This window comes from Paeniglutamicibacter sp. GQ140, assembly GCF_059759235.1.
The window spans coordinates 540,143-554,758 of sequence record NZ_JCAXDW010000001.1 but is presented as its reverse complement, the minus strand read 5'-3'; the positions used below and the strand labels follow the sequence as shown (position 1 = coordinate 554,758).

Below are 14,616 nucleotides of genomic sequence, written 5' to 3'. Positions count from 1 at the left end.
CAGATCCTTAGTAGAGCTTTTCGGTGTTGCCGTCAACGGCCATGGCCTGGCCGTTGACGCTGCGGGCCAGGGAGCTGGCCAGGAAGACTGCCATGTCGGCGATGTCGCCGGCCTCGACCAGTCGGTTCAGCGAGGACTGGCGGTGGTAGAGGTCGGAGACCTCCTGAAGCGGGCGGCCGAGCATCGCGGCCTTGGCCTCGATGACGGCTTCGATGCGCGGTCCGTTGACGGCGCCGGGGCAGATGGCGTTGACGCGGATGCGTTCGTCGCCCAGCTCGATGGCCAGGGTCTTGGTCAGCCCGATGACCGCCCACTTGGATGCCGAGTAGGCGCTGCGCCCGGCCATGCCCAGGCGCCCGGCGGCCGAGGAGAGGTTGACGATCGAGGCGTCGCTGCCCTCCCGCAGCAGCGGGAGCAGGTGCTTGATGCAGTAGAACTGTCCGTGCACGTTCACCTCGAAGGTGGACTTCCACGCCGCGGATTCCAGCGTTTCGATGGGTCCGGTGGGCCCGGCGATTCCGGCGTTGTTGACCAGCACGTCCAGCCCGCCCAATTCGGTGCGGACCACTGCGGCGAGCTCGATGACCTGGGATTCGTCGGACACGTCGCTTACCGCCGCGGCGAAGCCGGCCGCCCGGGCCGCCTCGACGGCCTCCGTGTTGATGTCGGTGACGAATACTGCAGCGCCGAGTTCCTTGAATGCGGTGGCGATGGCCAGGCCGATGCCGGCGGCTCCCGCGGTGACCAGCACCCTGCGGTCGGTGTAGTCGAATCTGTTGTTGTCCATGGTGGTGCTTTTCTTCCTGGTTGCGGAGGGAATCTAGTGGGCGGCGACGGAGGACTTGGCCGGGTCCTCGGTGCCGCGCTTGAGCTTGCGGGTCAGCAGTGCGCCGATGGCGCACATGGCGACGATGAACCAGAGGCCCGAGAGCTTGCTACCGGTGGCCTCCTCCATGAAGCCCATGACGTACGGGCCGAGGAACCCGCCGAAGAGGCCCACGGTGTTCACGAAGGCGATGCCGCCGGCCAGCGCGGCGCCGGAGAGGCGCGTTGCCGGGTAGGTGAAGAGGATCGGCTGCAGGGCGAAGAAGTTGAACGCGGCCAGGCAGAAGCCGAGCATGCCCAGGATCGGTCCGCCGATGGCGCCCAGGGTGAAGCCGGCGACAATGCCGACCATCGTGGAAGTGGCGATCAGCCGGGAGCGGGACGCGTTGGTGGCCAGGCGCGGCAGCAGCAGGGCGCCGGCGGCGGAGAAGATCCACGGGATGGAAGTCAGCAGGCCGATCTGGATGGTGTTCAGCGTGCCGTAGGTGCCGATGATCGAGGGAAGGAAGAAGCTCAGAGCGTAGACCGCGATCTGGTGCGTGAAGTAGATGGCCACGACCAGCAGGATCTGCTTGTCCTTCAGGACGTGGCGCAGCTTCGAGTTTCCGGAGGCCTTGGCGCCGGCAGTTTCTTCGGCCAAGATGCGGGCCTCGAGGTCCTCGGCTTCCTCGCGGGTGAGGAACTTGGATTCGGTGGGCTTGTTGGGCAGGGCCTTCCAGACGACGAAGGCCAGGAAGCAGGCGGGGATGCCCTCGATGATGAACATCCACTGCCAACCGTGCAGGCCGCCGAGTCCGTCAAGGGTCAGCAGCACGCCGCCCAGCGGGGCGCCGACGATGTTGGCGATGGAGACGCCGAGCAGGAACATGCCGTTTGCCTTGGCGCGGTCCTTGACCACGAACCACTGCGTGATGAAGTAGATGACGCCGGGGAACAGCCCGGCCTCGGCGATGCCCAGCAGCATGCGCAGGATGTAGAAGGACCATTCGCCCTGCACGAAGGCCATGCAGGCCGAGAGGATGCCCCAGGTGATCATGATGCGCATGATCCAGAAGCGGGCACCGACCTTGTGCATGATCAGGTTCGAGGGGATCTCGGAGAGCGCATAGGTCAGGAAGAACAGCCCGGCGCCGATGCCGTAGGCCGTGGCCGAGATGCCGAGGTCGATCTCCATCCGGTCCTTGGCCATGCCGATGTTCGTCCGGTCGATGAATGCCATGACGTACGCGGCAATCAGCAGCGGCATGATGCGCCGGAAAATGATCTTGTTGACGACTTCGGGTGACCGCATGGTGGTCGTCCTTGCTGTTGTAGGCATCTCAATGACTTTCTGGATCGGGCATGGCGGGGGAAGGCGGCGCGGGCGCGCCAGGGGGAGTGATGGAGTATTGGGAGAGGGGAAGGGTTACTTGGCGCCGGTGTCCGGAGGGCAGCCGCAGGTCCGGCCGATGTGCAGCCGGTGGGCGCACACCGAGTGCTTGTAGGTGCCGCGCGGGCGGGTGATCTGGTCAAGGAGAAGTTCGAAGGAACGCTCGGCCATTTCCTTGACCGGTTGGACGATCGTGGTCAGGCCGATGAGCAGGGAGCGGCTGCGCGGAAGCCCGTCGCTGCCGACCACCGCCACGTCCTCGGGGATGCGCAGCCCCAGGGAGAGCGCGTGTTCCATGACGCCGATGGCGATCTCGTCCGAACCGCACACGATGGCCCGTGGCGGGTTGGGTGAGCCGAGCAGCTTTTCGGCCGCGACCCTTCCGCCGTCGGAATTGAGCCTGGTGCTGATCTTCCGGTCCCCGGTGATCGCCACGCCCGCGGCGCTCGCCGTCCGCACGAAGGCTTGTTCCCGGGCCAGCGAGGCGGTGGAGAAGCGGGGGCCGATGACCGTGGCGATTTCCGTGTAGCCGTGGTCCAGGATGTGGCCCATGAGGTCGGACGCGGCGGCATCGTCGTCGATTCCCACGAAGTCGCCGGGTAGGTGGTCCGAGCGCCGGGAGAGGCACACGTACGGGATGCGCTTCTGGCGCAGGGTCCGCAGCGCCCGGGAGTCCTCGCGCAGCGCGGCGGCGATGATGACCCCGTCCACGTTTCGGGCCGCCAGGGTTCCGGCGACCTGGGCGAGCGATTCGGGATCGTCCTGGGTGGTGGCGACGAAGACCTCGAAGCCCTCGGCGGCGGTGGCGTTGATGATGTGCTGCGCCCACCCGGTGTACATCTGGTTGACGATATTCGGAAGGATCAGGCCGACCACCCGGGTCAGCAGCGGATCGCGGCCGGCCGAATTGCCGGAGGGACGGAACCCCATTTCGTTGGCGATCTTCACGACGTGCCGCCGGGTTTCCATCGAGGCCCCGGGCCGCCCGTTCATGATGTAGCTGACCGTGGCCGTGGAAACTCCTGATGCGCGGGCCACCGCTGCGGCGGAGACCCGGGTGGGTCGGTCCGTCGGGGTGTCGGTATTGCTCGGCATCTTTGCCTCCTTCGCGGTGTCGTTTCCACGGCCGGTAAATCGACGGCGTGTGATCACCATTACAGACCACGGTTAGTCGTTAAGCAACGTTAAGTGAAAGGGATCAACGGCAGGAAGCCTCCGTCGCAGAAAGCAGGCCGGATTCGAAGGGCGGTTGAGTAGGCCCGGGACCTGATGGGCACGAAACTTGCTGAATGTTGCTTACCGCTTCTCGCGCCCGTAGCCTTCAGCCGGGCGAACCGGGAGCCCGTGGCCTTCGCTGGGGTGCGCAGGGACTGCGTGGGAACGATCCATTCTGGCCGTCCGAAACCCTACCAAAGCATCGGTCCCCGGTTCTAGGCTTGGAGCATGTCGCAGGAAGATCAGTCCTCCGCGGACATCGAAACGACGGACAGGCAACAAACAGCCACCCCACCGGCGCCCACGGCATCGGGGCACCGCACGTTCATGCACGTGCTGGTCAATACCGCCCTGGCCAATGTGATCACCAGCTTCCTGTGGTTCGCACTGACCTTCTGGGTGTACCTGGAAACCCGGTCGGTGCTGGCCACCGGACTCATCGGCGGGGCCTACATGCTGCTGGTCGCGTTCTTTGGCCTGCTCTTCGGAGTGCTGGTGGACAGGTACCGCAAGCACGCGGTGATGGTTGGATCCACGCTATTCACCGTCGCCTGCTTCGGGCTGGCCGCCGCCATGTTCATGCTGGTGCCAGAAGCGGAGCTGCTCAGCCTGACCGGCATCTGGTTCTGGCTCTTCGCCCTCGTGGTGCTCATCGGCGCCGTGGTCGAACAGCTGCGCAACATCGCGCTGTCCACCACCGTGACCCTGCTGGTTCCGGCGGATCGCAGGGCGAATGCCAACGGCCTGGTGGGCACGGTGCAGGGCCTGGCGTTCATGATCACCAGTGTCTTCAGCGGCCTGTCCATCGGCATGCTGGGCATGGGCGGAACCATCATCATTGCGCTGGTGGCCTGCGGCGCGGTGCTGGCACACCTGCTGTTCCTGCGGATCCCGGAGCCCAAGATCGTTCGCGCGCAGGATCGCGAGAGCTTCTCCGAATTGCGTGCGGGGATCGCGGCGGTCCGCGCGACCCAGGGGCTTTTCGCACTGATCCTGTTCACCACCTTCAACAACCTGACCGGCGGGGTGTTCATGGCGCTCATGGACCCCTACGGCCTGACGATCTTCCCGGTGGAGATTTGGGGCGTGGTGCTCGGGGTGACCGCCACCGGCTTCCTGATCGGCGGCGGGCTGGTGGCCAAGTTCGGACTGGGCAAAAACCCGATCCGCACCATGCTGATCCTGGTCGCGTTCAGCGGCGTGCTCGGTGCCACCTTCACGATCCGCGAGTGGTGGTGGCTCTACGCCCTGGGCATCTGGGTCTACATGATGCTCATCCCGGCGGTCGAGGCAGCCGAGCAGACAGTGATCCAGAAGGTGGTGCCCTACAAGGTCCAGGGCCGGGTCTTCGGCTTCGCCATGACCTTCGAGTCGGCGGCCGCGCCGATCACCGCGTTCATGATCGCCCCGCTGGCCGAGTTCTGGATCATCCCCTACATGGCCTCGGAGCCGGGAAGGCAAGGCTGGGGCTGGTTGCTGGGGGAGGGGGACGCCCGCGGCATCGCATTGGTGTTCGTGGTGACAGGGGTCGCGTCGATCTTCCTGGGGCTCGCGGCACTGACCACGCGGTCGTACCGGCGGCTGTCGGTTGCCTACGCGACGGCGCCGGAGAGCGCACCGGTCGAGGACGGTGAGCCTGGAGCGGCGTCCGCCGCCGACGACGGGCGCTGAAATCCAGGACGCTACGTGGCCGCGTGCCCCGCGCCGAGGCTGCGCTCGATCCGGCGGTCCGGGACCAGCCAGAGCACGGCGACAGCCACGAAGAACGCGACGCCCAGGTAGCCCCAGACATTGTCGTGCTCGCCGCCCAGCAGGGCGGCAAAGATCCCGAGGGTGTAGAGCACCAGGGACGCCTTGCCCTTGCGGTCCCGTCCCATGGCGCGCTCGAGCGTCGAGTCGGCGCCTTGCCCGCGGATGATCACGCGCTGCAGGACGAGGTAGGCGGCGGCCGCCGCCAACAGGTTGATGCCGTAGGTGACGACGGGCGTCTTGGCCAGGGCACTTTCATCCATCCAGGCGGTGCTGAACGGCAGGAGGGAAAGCCAGAAGAGCAGGTGGAGGTTGGCCCAGAGGACCCCGCCGGTGATCTTCTCGGTGACCTGGAACATGTGATGGTGGTTATTCCAGTAGATGCCGATGTAGACGAAGCTCAGTAGGTAGGTCAGCAGGCTGGAGCCGATGACCGGGAGGAGCGAGGCAAGGTCGTGGCCCTCGGGGACCTTGAGTTCCAGGACCATGATCGTGATGATGATGGCCAAGACGCCATCGCTGAATGCTTCCAAGCGACTGGTGGGCATGCTCGGCCGCCTCCTTTCCCAAACACCTGCTCCTGCGTGAAATTGCTGGTCACGATACTTTCACACCGGTAGGGCCAATGCGTGGTTTTCACCTGCAACATTCCTCGAGGCGTCGGGCAGTGTGCGGCGACGGGAGCCGCTCAGCGGCGCAACCGCAGCGCGCCCGATGTCCGCCGTGCCCGGGCGTACTGTCGTGCCGCGGATCTGGCGATGTCTTCCTCCCGCTTGAGAATCTTCTCGCACGCGCGCCGGGTTACCTCCGGCAGGGCAGGGTCGGCGGCCAGGGATTCGAGGAAGGCGCGGGTCATCACGCTGTCCTGGTGGTTGCCCAGGATCTTCTGCAGCCGGCGGGACCGGCGGGCCAGGGCGGCGGCCCGTTTCGGGTGGATCCCGGCGGCGGATTCCGCGGCGTGCAGCAGCCGCTTGGTGTCCTTGCGCAGCCGGTGCAGCGCCACATCGCGGTCGTGTCCGGGTTCGGTGCGCAGCATGGCCCGATAGGCGCGGTCAACGATCCTGGCCTGGTCGTTGACCGATGCCGCGACCTCGGTGCCGGCGGGGCGGCGGGCCGGTTCGGCGGCCGGGGGATCGTCCCGGAAACGCCCGAGGCCCTCCAGCAGCCGGCGGTAGCGCCTGGACTTCAAGGCCTTGACCACCCGCCGGCGTCCGGCGTCGCTGGCATCGCCGAGCGCGCGTTCGAGGGATTCCGCGAGAACCTCGGTCCGCCATTTCGCGGGCAGTTCCGCGAGGCGGTCATCGAGTCGTTCGCGCACGACCTCGGCATCCCGGGAACGGCCCAGGGCCTTGGCCAGCCATTTCAGTTCGTGGCCCAGGCTCCGGCGTCGGCTTGCCTCGAAGAGATGCCCGTAGATGTCCAGGGCGGAACGCAGCCGCCGCGTCGCGGCACGCATGTCGTGGACGGCCCCGGGGCTCCCGGAACGGACCCCGGGTTCCTGGGTGCCCAGTTCGGCGATTTGCCCGTCCATGTAGGCGATGGCCACCGACAGCACCGTGGCCGTCTTGCCGGCCGCCGGGGAGCGCGAGGTGCCCGGGCGCCGAAGCAGGTTCCCGTGCCCGCGGATCTTGGCCATGGAGTGCCTCCTCTCCCGCATCGCCTCCATCGCGATTCTAGGTGCCGGAGGTGAACGTGGACAGGGACTGCCCCGGGACCGCGACGCCGCAGCGGGAGGCGAAGACTTGAGGAGCAGGTCGCCTGCCCGTGGACGGGAATTAACCCTCCGGCCACGTGGGTGGACTTGAATCAAGGGTGCCACTGGAATTCCCAGTTGGGGAAACACGACAACCACTTGAGGATTCAGCCTGCATGTCCCGTTCGATGGAAGCCGCCACCGCGGTGCCGAACCTGCGCCGGGTCCCCTCCGCCGGCGACGGTCGGCTGTTTCGGTCGGCTGCCCCCAGCGGACTGGAACGCGCGGGCATCCGGGAGCTGGATGCCCTCGGCGTGCGGACCGTCGTGGATTTGCGCGAGTCCTTCGAGGTCGCCGAGCGCCGGGGCTACGTCCCGGCGGGCGCCGTGCATGTTTCGGTGCCGCTGTACCTCGGCCCGCTGCCCGTGGCCACCGCCATCAAGGACGTCTACTGCCACCTGATCGCCGACCGCGGCACGGAAATCACCAAGGCGGTGGGAGCCATCGCCGCGGGTCTTCCGGAGGGGGTACTGGTGCACTGCGCCGCGGGCAAGGACCGCACCGGCCTGGTGGTGGCCCTGGTCTTGGAGGTTGCCGGCGTGCCGCGCCAGATCCTGCTTGACGACTATGCGCGCAGCGCCAGGGACCTGCCGGCAAGCTACCGCGAGCGGGTGAACCGGGAGCTGGCCTGCGCACTGGGGGACAGCGCGGAATTGCAGGCGGCGTTGCACCTGCACCTGGACAGCCCGGCCGCGGTCCTGGACGACGCGCTGGACATGGTCGAGGCGCGCTACGGTTCGGCCGCCTGCTATCTGCTGGCCCACGGGCTGGATCCGGCGGACCTGACGGTCATCCGCGAGGAATTGGCGGGCCCCGGTGCCGCGGAGGAAGCCGGGCCGGACGTTTGAGTGCCCGCGGCGCCACCCTGGTGCAACTGACAGACACCCACCTGCTGGCAGGTGGCGCCCTGCTGCGGGGGCGAATCGACACCTGGGCCCGGACCACCGCGGCCCTCGGTGCGGCGGCCCGGTTTTCCCCCGACGCGGTGCTGGTCACCGGGGATGTTTCGGACCGCGGCGCCCCGGTCTACGCGCGTGCGGCCGAGCTGTTTGGGCAGGCGGAAAGGGAACTGGGCTGCCCGGTCATCGTGGTGCCGGGCAACCACGATCCGGCGGGCGCGGTGGGCGCGGCGTTCAACCGCAGGCGCCTGGCCAGCGGCCCGAACCCGGCGGACACTGTGCACCTGGTGGCCGGCCTGCGCATCATCGGGCTGGAGACCCACGGTTTCCGCGAGGCCGCCGGCCGGCTCAGCGACCGGCAGCTGCTCTGGCTGCGGGCGGTGCTTCAGGCACCGGCACCGCGCGGGACGGTGCTGGCCATGCACCACCCGCCGATCGAGTCCCTGTTGCCGGAACTGGCCGGCCGCGGCCTGGCCCGCCCCGGGGAACTTGCGGCGGTGCTTGCCGGCAGCGATGTCCGCGGCATCCTCTGCGGCCACTACCACCTGCCGGGCACCGGAAGCCTGGGAACCATTCCGGTGTGGGTTTCCCCGGCGGTGTCCTACAACCACAACCTCTTCGCCCCCGAAGGCCCGAAGCCGGGCACGGACCCCAGCTGGTTCAGCGTCATCAAGGTCGGTGCCGGGCAATTCTCCGCCACCCCGGTGCAGGTGCCGGTGCCCGCCGCGGCCCCCGCCCGCGAGGTGCCGGTTCCCGCCCGCCAACCGGCGCTGCTCTGATGATCCGTTCCGTTCGACAACTACCACTCGCAAGCCGCACCACGGGTGTGCGGCACCCAAAGGAGAAGAAATGAAGAACCGCCTCACAGCACTCGCACCGTTGATGTTGATCCCGGTACTGGGACTGACAGCCTGCGCGGGTTCCGGAACCCCCGCCGATGCCGCTGCCACTAAGACCCTCACCGTCTACACCTCGGAGCCGCAGGCCAAGATCGACCAGGTCGTGGAGGCCTTCGAGAAGGCCAACGCGGGCGTCGAGGTCAAGGTGTTCCGGGCGGCCACCGGGGAACTGAAGACGCGCATCGCCACCGAGAAGCAGGCGGGAAAGATCACCGCTGACGTCATCCTGGCGGCCGACGTCCCGACCTTCGAGTCCTACGCCGCCGACGGCTCGCTGGCGAAGCTGGACATCGAGAACGGCGCGGACCTGGACAAGAAATTCGTCGACGCCGAAGGCCACTGGGTGGGCACCCGCATCATCCCCACCATCATTGCCTACAACACCGGCGCCGTCAGCGAGGCGCCGGCCAGCTGGGCCTCGCTGACCGAGGACAGCTACAAGGGCAAGATCGCGATGCCGAACCCGGACGTCTCGGGTGCCGCGGCCTTCAACACCGCGGTGTGGCTGCAGGAACCGAAACTGGGCAAGGGCTGGATGGAAAAGCTCGTGGCCAACGACCCCACGGTCCTGGAAAGCAACGGGCCGGTCGGCCAGGCCGTGGCCGAGGGCAGCTCGGAGGTCGGGATCGTGGTCGACTACGTGGCCCGCGAGCTCGCCGCCAAGGGCTCACCCATCGCCGTGGGCTACCCGAGTGACGGCGTCCCCTACGTCTCGCAGCCGGCAGGCGTCTTTGCCGATTCCGCCAACCAGGAAGTCGCCAACGACTTTGTTGACTTCCTGATTTCGAAGGAAGGCCAGGAATTGGCGGTCTCGCAGTCCTACCTGCCGGTCCGCGGGGATGCCGGCGTGCCTGCAGGTGCCCCGGCCCTTAGTGAGATCAACCTGCTGGATCCGGACCAGGTGAAGATCGCCGACGGCCAGAAGGCGGCGGTTGACTTCTTCAACTCGCTGCTGAAGTAAAGGACCCCATGGCGTTCCACACCATCGAAAAGACGGTCCCGGAGCAGGGACGGGAGCTCGCCCTCGGCGTGCCCGTTCCGGGTTCCGGCCGGCGCGACCGGAACTTGCCGTTCCGGAGACCAGGCCGCGCCGGGGGCGGCCTGGGCATGTTGCGCACGGTGGTGTGGGTCGCCATGGCCTTCCTGGTGGGGCTGCCACTGGCGGCCCTGGTGCTTCAAGGAATCCAACCCGAGGCCCGAGTGGTCTTCGGGGACCCCGCCGTGACGAGTGCCGCGCTGAACTCGGTGGCCAGCGCCACCGGCTCGGCGGTGCTGGCCACCGTTGTCGGCGCATTCCTGGCCGTGGTGCTCGAGCGCGGCAACGTCCCTTCCAAGGGCATGCTGCGCTGGCTGGTGTTGTTGCCCTTCTTGATCCCGCCGTTCATTGGAGCCATGGCGTGGATGGCGCTGCTCGGTGCCAACGGCCCGGTGAACAAGTCGCTGCAGTCACTGGGGATCGACGCCAAGGCCAGCATCTTCGGCGGCTGGGGAGTCGTCTTCCTGCTGGCGGTGCATTCCTACCCCGTGGCCTACCTGGTCATCGCCGCCGCCCTGCGGCGGATCCCGGGGAACCTGGAGGAAGCGGCGCGCATCTCCGGGGCGGGCACCGGCCGGGTGCTCGGCACCGTGACGCTTCCGCTGCTGAGCCCCGGGCTGCTCGCGGCATTCGTGCTCACCCTGGTGGCCAACCTTTCCGACTTCGGTATCCCGGCACTGATCGGGCTGCCGGAACGCTATACGACCCTGACCACCCTGGTGTATCGTTACCTGGCCTCCAGCACCACCAGCAACCCGCTGCCCGCGGTCTCGGCGATCGGCCTGGTGCTTTTGGCGCTCGCCGTGCTCACGGTGCTGGCCCAGCGCAGGCTGCCCACCGGCACGCAACTGGGCTCCGGTCCCGCCGGCATGGAGCTGGAATTGGGCCGCGCCCGTATTCCTGTTGCGGTGCTGTTGTGGCTGTGGACCGCCATCATTTGTTTGGTGCCGTTGCTGGCCTTGGCCAGCCAGGCACTGTTGCCGGCCCCGGGGGTCGCCTTGACGTGGGAGAACCTGACCCTGGACAACATCATTCGCGCATCGACTTCACCCGGTGCGGTCTCCGGGATCGGCAACTCGATCATGCTGGCCGGGGGAGCGGCGTTGTGCTGCACGGTCCTGGGATTGGGCATCGCGCTGTTGTTGACCCGCGACAAACACCGCAGCAATCCGGCGCTCGATGTGGCGGCAACCCTGCCCCAGGCATTGCCGGGGTTGGTGATTGCCGTGGGGTGGCTGCTCATTGCCCCCATGCTGGGAATCTTCAACACCTCGTGGGTGATCCTGGGCGCCTATGTCATGGCATTTCTCGCGCTCGTGGTCCAGGCCGTGCGCGCACCGATGGCCTCCGTGTCCTCCACGCTCGAGGAGGCGGCCCGCTCCGCCGGCGCGACTCCGTTGCGCGCCCTGCTCGATGTCACCGCCCGGCTGGCGGTCCCGGCCGCGGTGACCGGCGGGGTGGTGGTGCTGCTGACCGCGGTGCGGGAACTGACCATCTCCATCCTGCTGGTGGCACCGGGAAGCCAGACCCTGGGCGTGGCCATCTTCAACCTGCAGCAGTCGGGCGACTACGGCGGGGCTTCGGCCCTGGCCCTGCTGGTTGCCCTGGTGGGAATCCTCGGGCTCTCTGCCACCGCCGCGCTGGCCAATCGCCGTGCCGACAAATAGAAACTGTGTGAAAGGAGCTTCCCGTGGCAACCATTGAACTGACCAATCTGGGCCATGTCTACGGCAACGGGCACGTGGGCCTGGACGGAATCGAACTGGACGTGCGCGACGGCGAGTTCCTGGCCTTGCTCGGCCCCTCCGGTTCGGGCAAGACGACCCTCCTGCGCACCATTGCCGGTTTCCTGCGTCCCTCGGCGGGGAACCTCGCCATCGGCGGACGCAGCGTTGCAGGCGACGGAGTGTGGGTGCCACCCGAGAAGCGGGAGCTGGGCATGGTCTTCCAGGACCACGCCATCTGGCCGCACCTGAACGTCGCAGGCAACGTGGGTTATCCGCTGAAGCTGGAGGGTGTGCCGCGGATACAGATCGCCAGGCGCGTGGCCGCGGTGTTGGACCAGGTTGGCCTTTCCGAGTACGCCAAGCGGAAGCCTGCGGCGCTCTCCGGCGGCCAGCGCCAGCGCGTGGCGTTGGCTCGGGCGATCGTGGCCAAACCGCAGGCGCTGCTGCTTGACGAGGCGCTCTCCGCACTGGACGAACCCCTGCGGGCAAGGCTCCGGCTGGAGCTGCGGGCCCTGACCCGTGAGGAGGGGCTGACCGCGGTACACGTGACACACGACCGCGCCGAGGCCCTGGGCCTGGCCGACCGGGTGGCGGTGCTGAACCGCGGGAAGATCCAACAGGTCGGCACACCCCGGGAACTGCTGGAGAATCCCGTGAACTCCTTTGTCGCTTCCTTCGTCTCGGATGCGACGCTCTTCCCGGGCACCGTGGTCGACGGTCATTTTCATGCCGACCATCCCGGGCTGAGGTTCCGGATCGGAAGCGGCACGCACGGGAACCCTGCCATACGGGTGATCGGGGAACGGGCGTTGGCAGTCGCGCGCCCGCGGCGTGCGGTCGTGGCGGTGGCGCCCACGGGGGTGCGGCTGGAACCGGCGGCCCGGAAGGCGCCACTGGATATCCAGTTGGCGCGGGTCACCTCGGCGCTCTACGGCAGACATGGATATGAAACCAGCCTGGACTGGGCAGGCACCGGGTTGCGCGTGTTGGTGGATGGCTGGGTGCCCAAGGAGGGGGAGCTGGTCCGTCCGGTGGTCGAGACGGCACATGTGTTCTGCGGGGAGTCCGGTGGCGGCGAGGGGCGGGCGGCATGATCCGGTGCAACTGGGCCCTGGTGCGCCACGGTGAAACCGAATGGAACCGCACGGGCCGGTTGCAGGGGCGGTCCGACATCCCGCTGAACGACACCGGCCGGGCGCAGGCCCTGGCCGCGGCCGAGGAACTTGCGGCTCGGGGTCCCTGGGATCTGGTGGTCAGTTCGACCTTGGGCCGGGCACGTGAAACCGCGCGGATCATTGCCAAGCGGCTGGGTGCCGGTGCCGTGGTGGAGGTTCCGGCACTGGTGGAGCGCGATTACGGCCCGGCGGAGGGCGCAACCGTCGGGGGCATCGACGAGCAGGCGAAAAATGACCTGATGGCGGGCGGGGAAAGCACGGAATCGGTGGTGCTGCGAGGCACCGCGACCCTTGCATGGCTGGCGGCCTCCCACCGTGGGCGGCGTCTGGTCATCGTCAGCCACGGGACACTTATTCGGCTGGTGCTCTCTGCAATCCACGGACGTGATTTCCCGCGGGTGGAAAACGGTGAGGTCATCGAACTTCAGGGTGGCTTCGCGACTGCAACGGTGGGTTCGGATCGAGGGCAAGAGACCGAGGTGGGACCGGAACCACGACAGTCCCTGTCCCACCCCCATCGCTAACTCGTGTGTGCCACGACTTCGATTTCCAGCATCGACGCATCCCTGAAGCGGGTCACTTCCACCGACGTCCGCGGCGGAATCGGGTGACCGTCCAGAAACGCATAATAGATGGAGTTGAATTCCGGCAGGTTGTCGATATCGGACAGGTAGGCGTTGACCTTGACCAGCCTGCCGAGCCCCGAACCTGCCGACTCGAGGGTTGCGGAGATCTTCTCCAGCACCAGCTTCACCTGGTCCGAGAAGGCGGCCGGGACAGCGCCGTCGGGGAGCCGGGGCAGGTGGCCCCCGGTCCACACGACTTCACCCACGCGTGCGAACATGGGCGGAACCGGCGCGCCGGAACTCACTTGGCCTGCCATTCGCGGGCCTGCTTGATGACCGCCTTCGCGTCGAAGTCGTTGTACTTCTCGACAAGGTCGTAGTTGAACATCTTGTCCAAGGCGAAGTCGGAGGCCGAACCGGTGAGGATTCCGCCCTCAAGCCCGTCGTCGATCAGGCGCTGCATATCCTTCTCGGTCTGCTCACCGTAGCGTCCGGCGGATCCGACCTGTGCGGTGGTCTTCATGCGCAAGGCCAACTGGCCGGTGGCCATCTTCAGGTTTGCCGCCTCATCGCCCTGGGTCGGCTTGCTGGCGGGGAACTTTTCCCAGTGCATCTTCACCGCGGCCTCCGGGTTTTCCTGGGAGAAGACCAGGGCCTTGAAGAACGCGGTCCACAGTCCCGCCACCATGTCGGGCTTTTCGGAGACGTCCTTGGCTCGGCACACCAGCGAGGAGGTCCCGGTCATCGAGTCGGCCTCGGAGGCCACATCCACCACCGGCTCGCCGAGCAGCGACTCGATGACCATGTTGGGGCCGTCGAATCCCGAGTACGCCTGGATGTCGTTGTTCTTGAAGGCCTGAGCCGTCTGGGCGCCGTAGCCCACGGACAGGAACTGGTCCTTGCTGGGCTCCACACCGTCGTACCGCATGCCGATGCTGGCGATGTCGGTGGCAATCGAGGTCAGCGAGGAAACGCCGATGCTCTTGCCCGCCAGGTCGCCGGAGGTCTTGATGCCCAGCGATTCGGGGGCGATGACGCGGAAGATGTTGCCAGTGGTGGTTCCGACGATGACCAGGTTCGGGTCGTCCTCGATGGCGGAGAGCGCATTGTAGGTCGAGGCGTAGGTGCAGAAGGAGTTGCCGGAGGCCACCGACTGGATTGCCGCCAAGGCGGATTCGACCGGCTGCATCTCCACCTCGAGGCCCGCCTCCTTGAAGTAGCCCATGGATCCGGGGACCGTGGCGTAGCTGGCAGAGGTGGCGCTCAGCGACTGGTCCGCCACGGCGAAGGTGACACGGCTCAGTCCGTCGGCCTCCGAGGAGGAGCCCGCGCAACCGGTGAGTCCGATGGCCAGGGCGAGCGCGGCCGAGGACGCTGCGAGATTCTTGATTTTCATGAGTGGT

At 67.4% G+C, this 14,616-nt stretch carries 14 protein-coding genes; 7 read left to right on the top strand and 7 right to left on the bottom strand.

Annotated features, from left to right (window positions below):
* Positions 1-7: 7 nt before the first annotated feature.
* The 3 genes from AC6CHY_RS02525 to AC6CHY_RS02515 form a co-directional block, all read right to left on the bottom strand.
* On the bottom strand, positions 8-787 hold the full coding sequence (locus tag AC6CHY_RS02525; protein ID WP_498225320.1) for an SDR family oxidoreductase: 780 nt from the start codon (positions 785-787) through the stop codon (positions 8-10).
* 33 nt (positions 788-820) lie between these two features.
* Positions 821-2,116 (bottom strand): MFS transporter, encoded by a 1,296-nt coding sequence (locus AC6CHY_RS02520; RefSeq protein ID WP_498225319.1) that lies wholly within the window; start codon positions 2,114-2,116, stop codon positions 821-823.
* Between the two features lie 114 nt (positions 2,117-2,230).
* Positions 2,231-3,289 (bottom strand): LacI family DNA-binding transcriptional regulator, encoded by a 1,059-nt coding sequence (locus AC6CHY_RS02515; protein WP_498225318.1) that lies wholly within the window; start codon positions 3,287-3,289, stop codon positions 2,231-2,233.
* A 348-nt stretch (positions 3,290-3,637) separates the two neighbouring features.
* On the opposite strand from AC6CHY_RS02515, the gene AC6CHY_RS02510 reads away from it, so the two are divergent.
* Positions 3,638-5,080 carry an MFS transporter gene (locus tag AC6CHY_RS02510; protein WP_498225317.1) on the top strand — a complete coding sequence of 481 codons (1,443 nt, stop codon included), beginning with the start codon at positions 3,638-3,640 and terminating at the stop codon, positions 5,078-5,080.
* Positions 5,081-5,091: 11 nt separating this feature from the next.
* Here the strand turns inward: AC6CHY_RS02510 and AC6CHY_RS02505 are convergent, their stop codons facing one another.
* A complete protein-coding gene (locus AC6CHY_RS02505) occupies positions 5,092-5,706 on the bottom strand; it encodes a TMEM175 family protein (protein ID WP_498225316.1) in 615 nt (204 codons plus the stop codon).
* A gap of 140 nt (positions 5,707-5,846) precedes the next feature.
* Complete coding sequence (locus AC6CHY_RS02500; RefSeq protein WP_498225315.1) at positions 5,847-6,794, bottom strand: CHAD domain-containing protein; 948 nt, start codon at positions 6,792-6,794, stop codon at positions 5,847-5,849.
* A 233-nt stretch (positions 6,795-7,027) separates the two neighbouring features.
* Between AC6CHY_RS02500 and AC6CHY_RS02495 the strand changes: the two genes are divergently transcribed.
* The 6 genes from AC6CHY_RS02495 (at position 7,028) to AC6CHY_RS02470 (ending at position 13,171) form a co-directional block, all read left to right on the top strand.
* Positions 7,028-7,759 carry a tyrosine-protein phosphatase gene (locus AC6CHY_RS02495; RefSeq protein ID WP_498225314.1) on the top strand — a complete coding sequence of 244 codons (732 nt, stop codon included), beginning with the start codon at positions 7,028-7,030 and terminating at the stop codon, positions 7,757-7,759.
* Positions 7,756-8,589 carry a metallophosphoesterase gene (locus AC6CHY_RS02490; protein ID WP_498225313.1) on the top strand — a complete coding sequence of 278 codons (834 nt, stop codon included), beginning with the start codon at positions 7,756-7,758 and terminating at the stop codon, positions 8,587-8,589. The genes AC6CHY_RS02495 and AC6CHY_RS02490 overlap by 4 nt, the downstream gene beginning before the upstream one ends.
* Before the next feature lie 70 nt (positions 8,590-8,659).
* Entirely contained in the window at positions 8,660-9,670 is a 1,011-nt protein-coding gene (locus tag AC6CHY_RS02485; RefSeq protein WP_498225312.1) for an ABC transporter substrate-binding protein, read from the top strand.
* A gap of 8 nt (positions 9,671-9,678) precedes the next feature.
* Positions 9,679-11,412, top strand: coding sequence for an ABC transporter permease (locus AC6CHY_RS02480; RefSeq protein ID WP_498225311.1), 1,734 nt, complete (start codon positions 9,679-9,681; stop codon positions 11,410-11,412).
* A gap of 23 nt (positions 11,413-11,435) precedes the next feature.
* Positions 11,436-12,566, top strand: coding sequence for an ABC transporter ATP-binding protein (locus tag AC6CHY_RS02475; RefSeq protein WP_498225310.1), 1,131 nt, complete (start codon positions 11,436-11,438; stop codon positions 12,564-12,566).
* The gene (locus tag AC6CHY_RS02470; RefSeq protein ID WP_498225309.1) at positions 12,563-13,171 is read left to right on the top strand and encodes a histidine phosphatase family protein; all 609 of its coding nucleotides are present in this window, start codon (positions 12,563-12,565) and stop codon (positions 13,169-13,171) included. The genes AC6CHY_RS02475 and AC6CHY_RS02470 overlap by 4 nt, the downstream gene beginning before the upstream one ends.
* Here AC6CHY_RS02470 and AC6CHY_RS02465 read toward each other — a convergent pair.
* Both AC6CHY_RS02465 and AC6CHY_RS02460 read right to left on the bottom strand, forming a co-directional pair.
* On the bottom strand, positions 13,168-13,479 hold the full coding sequence (locus AC6CHY_RS02465; protein WP_217387133.1) for a RidA family protein: 312 nt from the start codon (positions 13,477-13,479) through the stop codon (positions 13,168-13,170). The genes AC6CHY_RS02470 and AC6CHY_RS02465 overlap by 4 nt on opposite strands.
* A 35-nt stretch (positions 13,480-13,514) precedes the next feature.
* A complete protein-coding gene (locus AC6CHY_RS02460) occupies positions 13,515-14,609 on the bottom strand; it encodes an ABC transporter substrate-binding protein (protein ID WP_217387134.1) in 1,095 nt (364 codons plus the stop codon).
* Between the last annotated feature and the right edge of the window lie 7 nt (positions 14,610-14,616).

Coding starts and splice junctions, on each gene's coding strand:
- AC6CHY_RS02525 (WP_498225320.1), bottom strand. CDS start 787: ATGGACAACAACAGATTCGACTACACCGACCGCAGGGTGCTGGTCACC.
- AC6CHY_RS02520 (WP_498225319.1), bottom strand. CDS start 2,116: ATGCGGTCACCCGAAGTCGTCAACAAGATCATTTTCCGGCGCATCATG.
- AC6CHY_RS02515 (WP_498225318.1), bottom strand. CDS start 3,289: ATGCCGAGCAATACCGACACCCCGACGGACCGACCCACCCGGGTCTCC.
- AC6CHY_RS02510 (WP_498225317.1), top strand. CDS start 3,638: ATGTCGCAGGAAGATCAGTCCTCCGCGGACATCGAAACGACGGACAGG.
- AC6CHY_RS02505 (WP_498225316.1), bottom strand. CDS start 5,706: ATGCCCACCAGTCGCTTGGAAGCATTCAGCGATGGCGTCTTGGCCATC.
- AC6CHY_RS02500 (WP_498225315.1), bottom strand. CDS start 6,794: ATGGCCAAGATCCGCGGGCACGGGAACCTGCTTCGGCGCCCGGGCACC.
- AC6CHY_RS02495 (WP_498225314.1), top strand. CDS start 7,028: ATGTCCCGTTCGATGGAAGCCGCCACCGCGGTGCCGAACCTGCGCCGG.
- AC6CHY_RS02485 (WP_498225312.1), top strand. CDS start 8,660: ATGAAGAACCGCCTCACAGCACTCGCACCGTTGATGTTGATCCCGGTA.
- AC6CHY_RS02480 (WP_498225311.1), top strand. CDS start 9,679: ATGGCGTTCCACACCATCGAAAAGACGGTCCCGGAGCAGGGACGGGAG.
- AC6CHY_RS02470 (WP_498225309.1), top strand. CDS start 12,563: ATGATCCGGTGCAACTGGGCCCTGGTGCGCCACGGTGAAACCGAATGG.
- AC6CHY_RS02460 (WP_217387134.1), bottom strand. CDS start 14,609: ATGAAAATCAAGAATCTCGCAGCGTCCTCGGCCGCGCTCGCCCTGGCC.